This is a genomic window from Erythrobacter sp. W302b, from assembly GCF_046452395.1.
GTDB lineage: Bacteria > Pseudomonadota > Alphaproteobacteria > Sphingomonadales > Sphingomonadaceae > Erythrobacter.
In genome coordinates this window covers 78,519-91,150 of the sequence record NZ_JBKFDH010000003.1, presented here as the reverse complement: position 1 = coordinate 91,150, position 12,632 = coordinate 78,519, and the positions used below count along the sequence as shown (strand labels likewise).

General features: G+C 62.6%; 6 protein-coding genes. 2 read left to right on the top strand and 4 right to left on the bottom strand.

Annotated features, from left to right (window positions below; translation table 11 throughout):
- The first annotated feature begins 128 nt into the window (after nt 1-128).
- Together ACLBKT_RS15695 and ACLBKT_RS15690 are read left to right on the top strand one after the other, a co-directional pair.
- Entirely contained in the window at nt 129-1,934 is a 1,806-nt protein-coding gene (locus tag ACLBKT_RS15695) for a glycoside hydrolase family 15 protein (protein WP_410183924.1), read from the top strand.
- 124 nt (nt 1,935-2,058) lie between these two features.
- Nucleotides 2,059-4,746, top strand: a complete 2,688-nt coding sequence (locus ACLBKT_RS15690; protein ID WP_410183923.1) for a PAS domain S-box protein — start codon at nt 2,059-2,061, stop codon at nt 4,744-4,746.
- Nucleotides 4,747-4,748: 2 nt separating this feature from the next.
- Here the strand turns inward: ACLBKT_RS15690 and ACLBKT_RS15685 are convergent, their stop codons facing one another.
- The 4 genes from ACLBKT_RS15685 to ACLBKT_RS15670 form a co-directional block, all read right to left on the bottom strand.
- On the bottom strand, nt 4,749-6,209 hold the full coding sequence (locus ACLBKT_RS15685; protein WP_410183922.1) for an efflux transporter outer membrane subunit: 1,461 nt from the start codon (nt 6,207-6,209) through the stop codon (nt 4,749-4,751).
- Nucleotides 6,206-9,409 carry a multidrug efflux RND transporter permease subunit gene (locus ACLBKT_RS15680; RefSeq protein WP_410183921.1) on the bottom strand — a complete coding sequence of 1,068 codons (3,204 nt, stop codon included), beginning with the start codon at nt 9,407-9,409 and terminating at the stop codon, nt 6,206-6,208. Before ACLBKT_RS15680 ends, ACLBKT_RS15685 begins: the two co-directional genes overlap by 4 nt.
- An 8-nt stretch (nt 9,410-9,417) precedes the next feature.
- Complete coding sequence (locus ACLBKT_RS15675) at nt 9,418-10,632, bottom strand: efflux RND transporter periplasmic adaptor subunit (protein WP_410183920.1); 1,215 nt, start codon at nt 10,630-10,632, stop codon at nt 9,418-9,420.
- A 252-nt stretch (nt 10,633-10,884) separates the two neighbouring features.
- The gene (locus ACLBKT_RS15670) at nt 10,885-12,570 is read right to left on the bottom strand and encodes an ATP-binding protein (protein WP_410183919.1); all 1,686 of its coding nucleotides are present in this window, start codon (nt 12,568-12,570) and stop codon (nt 10,885-10,887) included.
- Nucleotides 12,571-12,632: the final 62 nt, after the last annotated feature.

Genomic DNA, 12,632 nt, shown 5'->3' with positions numbered 1-12,632 from the left:
GACAATGCTAAGGGTGAGCAGAACTTTGCCGCCTGCGATCAGCATGGCGGCTCCCGGGGATTGCGGTTGGCGAGCGGCCGTTGGCTGCGCCGCGCTTTGCCCTTGCAACGGCAGAAGGACACGCCCTCATGGTTGGAACAACGACGCCCGATCTCGAACTCTGGCCGATCGGCAACTGCCAGGTCAGCGCGCTGGTTGACCGCGAAGGCGCGGTTGTCTGGGCTTGTGTCCCAAGGGTCGATGGCGACCCCGTGTTCTGCTCGCTGCTCAACGGCGACAACCGCGATACCGGCATCTGGCGGTTCGAACTGGTCGGGCAGGTCCGGGCCACGCAGGAATACATCCGCAACACGCCGATCCTTGTCACCCGGCTAGAGGCGGAGGATGGCAGCGCTGTCGAAGTGCTCGATTTCTGCCCGCGCTATGAGGGCAAGGGGCGGATGTACCGGCCCGTGGCGATCAGCCGGATCGTGCGTCCTGTGGCTGGCAGCCCGCGCATCCGCGTGGTGCTCCGCCCGATGCGTGACTATGGCGCGGCGCTGGCCGAGACCACCCACGGCTCCAACCACATTCGCTATCTCGTCGGCCCGCAGGCCCTGCGCCTCAGCACCGATGTGCCGGTCGGTTATGTTCTCGAACAGCGCGTCTTCCGGCTTGAACAGGACATGCACTTCTTCCTTGGCCCGGACGAGCCGTTCGACGGCAATCTGCGTGAGGAAGTCCGTCGGATGGAGCAGGCCACCCGCAACTATTGGCAGCGTTGGGTCCGGGGGCTGGCCACGCCGTTCCAGTGGCAACATGAGGTGATCAGCTGCGCCATCACTCTGAAGCTGTGCCAGCACGAGGAAACCGGCGCGATCGTCGCAGCACTCACCACCTCGATCCCCGAAGCGCCCTATTCGGAGCGGAACTGGGACTACCGTTACTGCTGGATCCGGGATTCCTATTACACCGTGCAGGCCTTGAACCGATTGGGCGCGCTGGATGTGCTGGAGAAGTATCTCGCCTATCTGCGCAATATCGTCGACGGGGCCAAAGGCGGGCAGATCCAGCCGCTTTATTCGGTGATGGGCGTGGCTGAACTGAGCGAAGCCACGGCCCCCGCGCTGGCGGGTTATCGCGGTATGGGGCCGGTCAGGGTCGGGAACGCGGCCTACAAGCAGGTGCAGCATGACTGCTACGGCCAGATCGTTCTGCCGACGGTGCAGGCCTTCATCGACCAGCGCCTCCTGCGCATCGCCGACGGCCGGGATTTCGAGAGCCTCGAACAGGTCGGCGAGATGGCGTGGGCGATGCACGATCAACCCGACGCGGGCCTGTGGGAATTCCGCACCCGGCAGGAGGTCCACACCTATTCGGCCGTGATGAGCTGGGCCGCGTGCGATCGGCTGGCGATGGCGGCGGACTGGCTCGGCAAGACGGATCGCGCAGGCCTTTGGCGGGAACGCGCCGACGCGATCCGGGCGCGCATCGAGCAGGATGCATGGGTCGAGAATGGCCCGGAAGGCGGCCACTACGGCGCGAGCTTTGAAAGCGATTACCTCGACGCGAGCCTGCTTCAGATGGTCGAACTGCGCTTTCTCGCCCCTGACAATCCGCGCTTTCTGTCCACCTTCGCGGCGGTCGAACGGCAGCTGCGCCGCGGCGATTTCATGCTGCGCTACGCCGCCGAAGATGATTTCGGTGCGCCGGAAACCGCCTTCAACGTCTGCACCTTCTGGCTGATCGAAGCGCTCCACATGGCAGGCCGCGGGGACGAGGCCCGCCGCCTGTTCGAAACAATGTTGAGCCATACGACCCGCTCAGGCCTGCTGAGCGAAGACCTCGACTACAATGACGGCGAGCTTTGGGGCAATTTCCCCCAGACATATTCGCTGGTCGGTGTGATCAACTGCGCTGGGCTGCTGTCCAAGCCGTGGAGCGATGTGCGATAGGGGTGCCTGACTCACGATTGCGGATCTGGCCGGGAGAAATAGCACCTGGCCTCCGTTTCCTTGAGCAAGAGACTTGCTAATACTAACATGGTTTAGGCTTTTGGGGCGACGGCAACGACCGGTTATGGACAGCAGCACGCTTACCACTCTTCTCGATACGGTCTCGCAAGGCGTGGTTGTGTTCGGCGATGATCGCAAAATTGTATATTGCAATCAGGCATTTCTTGACCTCGCCGGGTTTGATCGGTCGGAAATGGCGGGCGCGTTGTGCGGCATCATGCAAGGGCCGGATATGGACAACGCGGTCATTATGGCCATCGACGCGGCAATTCAGGCGCGGCAACCCTTTTCCGGGGACGTCCGCAGCCACCGCAAGTCGGGTGAGACCGTCTGGTACGATCTCTCCTTCAGGCCTGAATGCAATGCCGATGGGTCCTTCCGCCATTTCATCGGCATCGTGCGGGACATCACCGAGCAAAAGCGCTCTGAAATCAAGGCAGAGCAGCTCGCACTCGATCATCAGTTCATGATGGAGAACGTCCTTTCGGGCGTGGTGCTTCACAACGCCGACACGGAAATCATCTACGCCAATCCGAGGGCGCTTGAGCTGCTGGGGGTGAATAAGGACTCCGCCTTTGGAGCCGTGGACACTGATCCGGTCTGGTCTTTCATCAGGGAAGATCGCTCGCCTTTGCCCATCGAAGAATATCCGGTGAACCGCGCCATGGCTGAGCGAAAGCCGATCCGCGGCATGGTGTTCGGCAACAAGCGCGACAGCGATGGCAAGCTTATCTGGCTGATCTGCAATGCGTTCCCTTTGCTGGACAGCCATGGGAATGTCGACAAGGTGCTCACCAGCTTCACTGAAATAACGCAAATCAAGGAAGCCGAGCGCGAGACGAAGATTTATCAGGAACGCTTTGAGCTGGCGGTGCGTGCGACCCAGGATGTGGTCTTCGAATGGGACATCGAGACCGGTGCCTATTGGGCCAACGAATCCTTCGAGACGATCTATGGCTATCCGGCACCAAGCCATGTCAGTCTGGACAGGCTCAGTGCCATCAGCGCGGTGGAAGCCGATCATGATCTCGTCCGCCGCGTGACGATCGACGCGATCGAATCCGGCAAGGAACGCTATTCCCTCGATTACGGCTTTGTGCGCCCCGATGGTTCGCACGGGCGTGCGGCCGTGCGGGGTTCGATCGTGCGCGATGAGTCCGGCAAGGCGCTCCGAATCATCGGCACCGGTACGGATATCGGCCAGCTGAACGATGCCATGCACGCGCTCGAGGCATCGGAGGAACGGTTCCGCATCATCGCCGACACTGTCAGCGACGTGTTGTGGGATCGCGATTTCGAAACCAATGCCATGTGGGTCACGCCGGATTGGCCCGACCGGCTCGGTGTCGCCATCGATCCCGGTGTGAGCGAGGAGCGATACTTTCTCGATCACGTCGAGCCTGAAGATGCCTTGCGGGTGCAACGTTCGTTTCTCGAAGTCATCAAGTCCGATGCAGCGCAATGGGAGATTCAATACGTTCTGATCGGCAGTGATGGGACCAAGGTTGATCTGGCGGTCAAGGCGGCGATCCTGCGCAATCCCGATGGCAGGGCCCATCGCATGCTGGGCAATGCCCGCAATGTGACGATCGAGAAGCGCCAGCAGGAAGGCTATTCGCGCGCGCGTGCGCTCGAAGCGGTGGGTCAGCTGACGGGCGGCGTGGCGCACGACTTCAACAATCAGCTCATGATCATCCAAGGCAATGCCGAGTTTCTGGAAATGAGCGGCCTTGATGAAGAGCAGGCCGAGTCTGTTGCTCTCATCTATCAGGCCTGTGGGAGTGCAGCCGATCTCACCCAGCGACTGCTCTCTTTCTCCCGTCAGTCGCATTTGCAGACCGGGCGCGTCGATCTGACCAGATTGGTGCCGTCGACCGTTGCACTGCTCAGGGCGGGCATACCCGAATCCATCACCATCCAGTGCAGGATCCCGTCGGACATCTGGCAGGCCAAGGCCGATGCCAACGCGCTGGAACAGGCTATCGTCAACCTAGCCGTCAATGCCCGGGACGCGATGCCGGCCGGCGGCGATATCGTGATAAGTTGCGAGAATGTAACGATCTCGGACGATCTGCAGCCTTTGCAATCGGAACTGGCACCGGGTGATTATGTCGTCGTCTCGGTCAGCGACAATGGTGCAGGTATGCCGCCTGACGTTCTCGCAAAGGTGTTCGAACCCTTCTTCACGACCAAGGATGTGGGCAAGGGCACCGGGCTTGGTCTGAGCACGGTCTATGGCTTTGCCAAGCAATCCGATGGACACGTGACCATCCACAGCGAGCCGGAACAGGGCACGACCATCAAGCTTTTCCTTCCCCGTTTCCTCGAGCCGGGAGCGGAACAGGAGCACACGACCGAAACCGAAAAGGCGCGCCCCGGAAACGGGCAGCGGATTCTGCTTGTGGAGGACCAGGCTGAACTGCGGTCCCATGTCGAGAAAATGCTCAGCAAAATGGGCTATCTCGTCACTGCTGCGGAGGACGGGAAACAGGCGCTTTCGCTGCTTGATCGCGGCATGGGGTACGATCTGCTGTTCACAGATGTGATCATGCCGGGTGGTATCAATGGACAGCAGCTCGCCGAGGCAGTCAGGAAACGCGATCCTCGCATGAAGGTGCTGTTCACTTCCGGCTATCCTGCCTTTGCCTTCGAACACTTGCAGCTCGATGAGATCGAGCACATGAAGCTTCTGAAGAAGCCTTACAGGTCAACGGAACTCACAGCTGTCCTGGCAGAGATATTCGACGCTTAGGTTCAGCTTCGGGGCCGGTCGGGGAATTTCTGCTCGTCCACGGTCTCGCCTCCCAGCGCGCGGTAAAGCGCGACCCGGTTGCTGGCTTCGATCAGTTGCGTTGCGAGAAGCGTGCGCTGTGCCGCATAGGACGCGCGCTGCGCATCAAGACTGGCAAGGAAGGAATCGATCCCGCCGCGATAGCGCAAGTCGGCAAGACTGAAGTTATCCTCGGCCGCATCGACAAAGGCACGGTTGGCGCGCAGCTGCTCGGTGATCGTGCCACGGCGTGCGAGCGCGTCGGCAACATCGCGGAAGGCGGCTTGTATCGCCCGCTCATAGCCTGCCACCGCCGCATCGCGCTGCGCTTCGGTCTGGGCCACGCCGGCCTGCGCCGCGCCGCCTGCGAACAGCGAATAGCGCACATTGGCGCCCGCAGAATAATTGAACGCAGCGCCCGTGAACAAGGTGGACAGCGCATTGCTCGCAAGGCCTGCTAGCCCCGTCAGCGTGATCCGCGGGAACAACGCCGCGCGCGCCGCGCCTATTTCGGCATTGGCGGCGCGCAATTCATATTCCGCCTGCATCACATCGGGTCGGCGCAGCAGGATCGCGGAATCGACGCCAGCTGGCAGAATGCGCACCGCCTCGCCCGCGTCGGCGATTGATTGCGGCAGCAGCGCGTCCTCCACCGGCGCGCCGACCAGAAGTTGCAGCGCGTTGATGTCCTGCGCGAGCGCGGTTTTCTGCTGCGCGATATCGGCTTCGGCGGTGGCAAGGATCTGTTCCGCCTGCCGCAGATCGGTGCGCGGCGCGATACCGCCGTCGAGCCGCAGCCGGGTCAGCTTCACCTGCTCGCGCGCATTGGCCGCCGTATCTTCGGCAAGCCTCAGCAAGGAGCGATCGGCGGCATAGGTCAGCCACGCATCGGCGACATCGCCGATCAGCGTCAGCCGCGTGGCCCGCGCCGCCGCCTCCGTACCGAAATAGCGATTGAGCGCGGCATCGGACAGCGATTGCAACCGCCCGAACAGGTCGACCTCGAACGCCGTTGTGCTCACATCGGCGGTGTAGCGGACCCCGGCGGTCGAGCGGCTGGCCGACGGATCATTGCCGATGTCGACGTCCTGGTTGCGGTTCTGGTTGGCTGTGCCGTTGTCAAACTGCGTGCGGCCGGCGCCTGCGCCGATCTGCGGTAGTTGCCCCGCCCGCTGGATGCGGAACTGCGCGCGGGCGGCGGCGATGTTCGCGGCAGCCACGCGCAGGTCGCGATTATTGGCGAGCGCCTGTTCTATGACCTGCGTGAGCCGCGGATCGGTGAAGACCTCGCGGTAGGTCATCACCGGCAGCGCGGCCTCACTCTGCGCAAGATAGGCATCACCCACCGGCCATGATGCCGGGACGGGCAGGGCGGGCTCCACATATTTGGGCGCCATTGAACAGCCCGAAAGCAACGCCAGCGCGATCACGGCCCCGCTTCTCATGCCGCGCCTCCTTCGCTTGCATCAGACGGCGTGCTCGGGCCGAAATGCAGCTTCTTGAGCGTATCGCGGGTGGTGCGGCGCACGATTACGAAAAACAGCGGGATGAAGAAGATCGCCAGCACCGTCGCGGTCAGCATCCCCCCGATCACCGATGTGCCGATCGCGATGCGGCTGTTGGCACCGGCCCCGCTCGACAGCGCCAGAGGCAACACACCAAAGATGAAGGCGAGGCTGGTCATCAGGATCGGGCGCAGGCGCAGCCGGGCCGCCTCCAGCGCGGCATCGATCACCCGCGCGCCGCGCTTTTCGGCTTGCTCGGCAAACTCGATCACAAGGATGGCATTCTTGGCCGCCAGTCCCATCGTCGTGAGCAGCCCGATCTGGAGAAACACGTCGTTCTCAAGCCCCCGCAGCGTAACGGCGAAGACTGCACCGACCAGCCCCAGCGGAATCACCAGCATCACCGCCACCGGGATGGTCCAGCTCTCATAGAGCGCGGCAAGGCACAGGAACACCACCAGCAGCGACAGCGCGTAGAGCAGCGGCGCCTGACCGGAGGAGAGCCGTTCCTGGAACGACAGGCCCGACCATGCGACGCTGACGCCCGGGATGTCCTTGGCCAGCGCCTCGATCCGGTCCATCGCCGCGCCCGAGCTTTCGCCCGGCGCAGCCTGGCCGTCGAACTGGAAACTGGGATAACCCTGAAAGCGCGACAGCGTCGTTGGCGTGGCCGACCAGCGGGTGCGGGCAAACGAGGAAAAGGGCGCCATCTGCCCATTATCGCCGCGCACGAACCAGCGGCCGATATCGTCCGGCGTCGCACGGTAGGGCGCATCGGCCTGCACAAACACCCGCTTCACCCGCCCGCGATCGATGAAGTCATTGACATACTGCCCGCCCCACGCGGCGGACAAGGTGGCATTCACATCCGCCTGATTGAGCCCCAGGGCAGCGAGCTTGGGCTGGTCGATATCCACCTGCAAGGTCTGCACATCGGGCAGCTCGCCCAGTCGAACGCCGGCGAGGGCGGGATCCCCCTCGGCTGCCGCCAGCAGCTTGTCGCGCGCGGCGACGAATTCTTCGCGGCTCATCCCGCTGGTGTTCTGGAGCTGGAGGCTGAAGCCGTTGGTCTGACCAAGTCCGCGGATCGCCGCAGGGACCAGCACATTGACCTGCGCATCGCGGAACCCGGCGAAGGCTTTGTTTGCGCGCTCGCTGATCCCGTCGGCAGAGTTCTCCACGCCTTCGCGCTTCGACCAGTCGACGAAATTGACGAAGCCCTGTCCGGTATTCTGCCCGGCCGCCCCCTGTCCGCCACCCGCAACGCTGAACATGACGGCGATGTTCTTGCGTTCATCTTCCAGCATGTATTTTTCGATGGCGAGCTGCACCTCGCGCGTGCGCCCCAGCGTTGCGCCCGCTGGCAAGCGGTACTGAAGGCGCACCGACCCCTGATCCTCAGTCGGCAAAAAGCCTGTCGGCAGGCGCACAAACAGCACGGCCAGCAGAACCAGCACAATCGCGTAGATCGCCAGGAACAGCCACTTGCGATCGACCACCCGCTCCACGGCCACGACATACTTGTCGGTGCCGCGCGCAAAGGTGGTGTTGAACCACGACTGGGCCCTTGCCAGCGCCCCGGCCCCGCGAGGCCAAGTGCGCTGCAACCAGCTGTCCTGTCCGTCGGCAGAATGGCGCTTTTGCCGCAGCAAGGTGGCGGTCAGCGCCGGGCTCAGGATCAAGGCGACCAGCGCCGACAGGACCATCGCGGAGACGATGGTGATCGAGAACTGGCGATAGATCACCCCGGTCGACCCGCCGAAGAACGCCATGGGCAGGAACACCGCGGAGAGCACCACCGCAATGGCGACCAGCGCCACCTGGATCTCGCCCATCGACTGGATTGTCGCCTCCTTGGGCGTCATGTCGGGGTTTTCTTCGAGAAGGCGCTCGACATTCTCGACCACCACAATCGCATCATCGACCAGCAGGCCGATCGCCAGCACCAGGCCGAACAGTGTCAGGGTGTTGATCGAGAAATCCGCAACGTAGAAGATCGCGAACGTGCCCAGCAACACCACCGGCACGGCGATCGTGGGGATCAGGGTCGCGCGCCAGCTTTGCAGGAACACAAACATGACCAGCACCACAAGCAGGATCGCTTCGATCAGCGTCTGCACCACCTCGTCGATCGACAGGCGAATGAAGGCCGTGGTGTCGTTGGCGTAGGCGACATTGTAGCCCGGCGGAAAGCTCGGCTTGGCATCGGCGACGGCCTGTTTGACGAGATCGGCGGTGGCCAATGCATCGGCGCCCGGCGCCAGCGAGATGGCGAGGCCAGCCCCCGGGTGTCCGTTGATCCGGCTGGATGCCGAGTAGTTTTCCGCGCCCAGTTCCACCCGTGCAACATCGCTGAGCCGCACGATCGCGCCGCTCTGTTCGGATTTGAGGATGATCGCCTTGAACTCGTCCACGGTGCGCAAACGCGATTGCGAGGTGACCGTGGCATTGAGCTGGTTGCTGTCGGGTTGCGGCACCCCGCCGACTTCGCCGGCCGCGACTTCGGTGTTCTGGTTGCGGATCGCGGTGACGATGTCGCCCGGCATCAGCCCGACCGCGGCAAGCCGGTCAGGATCAAGCCAGACCCGCATCGCGTAAGGTGAGCCGAACACGTTGGTTTCCCCCACGCCCTCGATCCGCGAAAGTTCGTCCTGGAGGTTCGAAACCAGAAAATCGGATACGTCGATATTGGTGCTGCGGTCGGTCTCGTCATAGACGCCGACGATCATCAGGAAATCAGGGTTGGATTTGGTGACGCGCAGCCCCTGCTGCTGCACCTGTTGCGGCAAGCGGGCGAGCGCCTGTTGCACCTGGTTCTGCACCTGCACCTGGGCAATATCGGGATCGGTGCCTTTTTCGAAGGTGGCGCTGATCGTCACCTGTCCGCGCGAGGTGGAGCTGGAATTGAAATAGAGCAGACCGTCGATCCCGGTCAGCTGCTGCTCGATAATCTGGGTGACGCTGTTTTCCAGCGTTTCTGCCGAAGCACCGGGGAACGTCGCGCGAATGTTGACCTGCGGCGGGGCGACGTCGGGATATTGCTCGATCGGCAGCAGGGTGATCGATCCGATGCCTGCGAGCATCGTAATGATCGCCAGCACCCAGGCAAAAATCGGCCGTTCGATGAAAATACGCGACATGCCGCGCCTCAGCCCTTCGTATCGGGCTTGGGGGCGGCGATCACTTGCGGCTTGCTCGCCGGGACTGGGCGGATCGGCGCGCCCGGCCTGATCTTGGCGACGCCTTGGACGATCACCTTGTCGCCCGGTTTCAGACCACCTGTCACCACCCAGTCAGAGCCGACCGCACGGTTCGCCTCGACCTTGCGTTCGGCGGCCTTGTCGCCGGCATCGACCACGAATACGCTCGCCTCGCCTCGGGCATTGCGGGTCACGGCCGCCTGCGGCACAAGGATCGCGCCGGTATCGATCGCCTGATCGAAGCGCGCCCGCACAAACATTCCCGGCAGCAGCAAGCCGTTCGGATTGGGGAAACGGGCGCGCAGCGTCACCGTGCCCGTCTCCGGGTTGACCATGACTTCGGAGAATTGAACGATCCCTTGGGGGCCATACTCGGTCCCATCCTCAAGGATCAGGCGCACCGCCGTGCTGGCCGGAACGGCGCCGCCTTGCACCAGCGACTTGCGCAGCGCGAGAAGATCGGCGCTCGATTGCTGGATATCGACAAACACCGGATCGACGCCCTGGATTACCGCCAGAGGCTCGGCCTGGTTGCCGGTGACCAGCGCGCCCACCGTGAACAGCGAGCGGCCGATACGACCGGTGATCGGCGCGGGCACGCGGGTGAATTGGAGGTTGATATTGGCCGTTTGAAGCTGCGCGCGCGCCTGCTGCACCGATGCCGCTGCCTGACGTGCGGCCGCCTGCGCATCAGTATAGTCCTGCATCGCGACCGCCTGCGCTTCGGCCAGTGGCTTCAACCGCTCGGCACGGACGCGGGTGGCTTCGGCATTGGCGAGAGCGCTGTTGAGGTTGGCGTTGGCCTCGGCTGCGCCAGCGCGAAACAGACGCGGGTCGATTTCGTAGAGTGTCTGCCCCGCCTGTACCATGGCCCCTTCGGTAAAGAATCGGCGTCGGATCAGCCCGCTGACCTGCGGCCGCACCTCGGACATCTCGAACGCCGTGACCCGTCCCGCCAGCTCGACCGGAATCGGCACGGAGCTGGCCTTGACCACGACATAGCCGACCTCCGGCACAGGCCGGTCGCGCGTTGCATCGCCCGCATCACCCGAGCAGCCGACCAGCGCCAGCGCAGCAAGCGCGGCGGCAGCGAAACGGAAGATGTGCGGTGGTTTGGTCTGGGCAGGGAGAGAGATAACAGTCTCGCAGAAAATTGGCCGCATGAGGGCTGCTTAAGGCCTCTAGCTACGGCATTGATCCATGATAGGCTTGGGGTGCAGCGTGCGACCTGCCTTGTTTTTCCTTCGCGTCACCACGATGCCTCCTTGCACCGGAAACGCCCGGTGGCCAGCCTGCAAATATGCAAACCTATCGTTTTCTGCGACGAGCGGCTTGCTTTTGGCCGCAAAATTCTCGGTGAGTGCCTCATTCCCCACTCTGCCGCTGTGTCAGTCAGACACGCAGGCGTTGCGCCGCTATTGATCCAGAAGCTTGCGAATGGTTTCGGCCAATTCTGTCCGGCGGAAGGGCTTGGTCAAGACGCTCAAGGGGTTTTGCAGGCGTCGTTCCCGCATCAGCGGGTCTTCGCTGTAACCTGATGCCAATAGCACCCTCAGTCCTGGTTGTTGCTCGCGCGCAACCTCTGCCAACTTCCAGCCATTCATCTCGCCGGGCATGATGACATCGGTGAAAAGCAGATCGAAGGGCGGGCTCTCGGCGATGATCTGCAAGGCCTCGGCGGCCGATCCTGCGGCCACTATCGTGTAGCCGAGCCGCTCGAGCTGGGCGACGAGGCTCTGCCGAACCAAAGCATCATCCTCGACCACAAGAATGCGCTCCGCCCGGCCGGTTGGCACCTGCTGCGCGTCGGGTTGGGCAGGTTGGATGTCTTCATCATCAGTTGCGGGGAAATAGAGGCTGATGGTGGTGCCATTCATGAGCTCCGACGTAATCTCGGCGAACCCGTGCGATTGACGCACAAACCCCCACACCATCGAGAGGCCAAGACCTGAGCCCTGGCCCACCTCCTTGGTCGTGAAGAAGGGTTCGAACGCCCGTTCGATATCGTGTGCCGGCATCCCGCAGCCATCATCTGCGACCCTGATCATGACATAGCGGTCAGCATCACAATCTTCCTGGCGCCGCGGATCATCCGCCCCAATGATTGTGTTCGAAGCCGTGATGGTGATTTTACCGCCGTTCGGCATGGCATCGCGCGCATTGATGACGAGGTTCAGGATCGCATTTTCCAGCTGGCTCGGATCAATCTCGACCGCCCAGACATCGGGACCAGCTGCCAGCGATATCGTGATGTTTTCAGGGATGGTCCGGCGGACCAGCGTTTCAATGCCTGCGAACAATCCGCTGAGATTTAGCTTGGCAGGAGACAAGGTCTGAAGCCGCGCGAAGGAGAGCAACCTGCTTGTGAGTATGGCTCCGCGTTCGGCGGCCTCCATCGTGGTTTCCGCCAGCCAGCGTGAATCTGGGTCCGCAGCATGGATTTGCGCAAGTTCCTCAGCATTGCCGAGGATGATCGTGAGCAGATTGTTGAAATCATGCGCCAACCCGCCTGTCAGCTGGCCCACAGCTTCCATCTTGTGTGCCTGACGCAGCTTCATTTCCAGAGCATTGAATTCCGACACATCGGTGGAACTGCCGATGATCCGGGTGGCCTGTCCTTCGGCATCATGCAGAATCATGGCGCGTTCGACCATGTCGACAACTTCGCCACTCGCGCAAACAAACCGGAACTTGCACAGCCATGTCCCGTGGCCGTTTGCGATAGCTGCGCGCAGGCTTTTGACGACCCGCTCGCGGTCGTCGGGATGGATCCAGTTCTCACGGGCCTGCGGATCCATCGCAAACTCGCGCGGATCATAGCCATAGCTGTCCAAGAGTTTTTCGTTCCACCAGACCGTGCCAGCGGCAAGATCGATGTCGCAGACAAGGTCGTTGGTCGCGAGGCTGAGCAAGCGGAAGCGTTCCTCGCTCACGCGGAGCGTCGCGGCGCTCCGTTCCGTCTCCTCGGCCAGCGCCGCACGCCTGATTTCCTGATCGCGGTGTTCGGTGAACAACCCGATGAAAGTCACGAAAGCAAAGTAGCTGATCGTGTAGGACAAGACGGTGGCAATGCCGACCGCGTCTGTCAGATCGCCCATCATGAACAGGATCATGGGCGCGGGGCCGATGTTTACCAGAACCCCGATCCGGCGTTTGTAAAAGC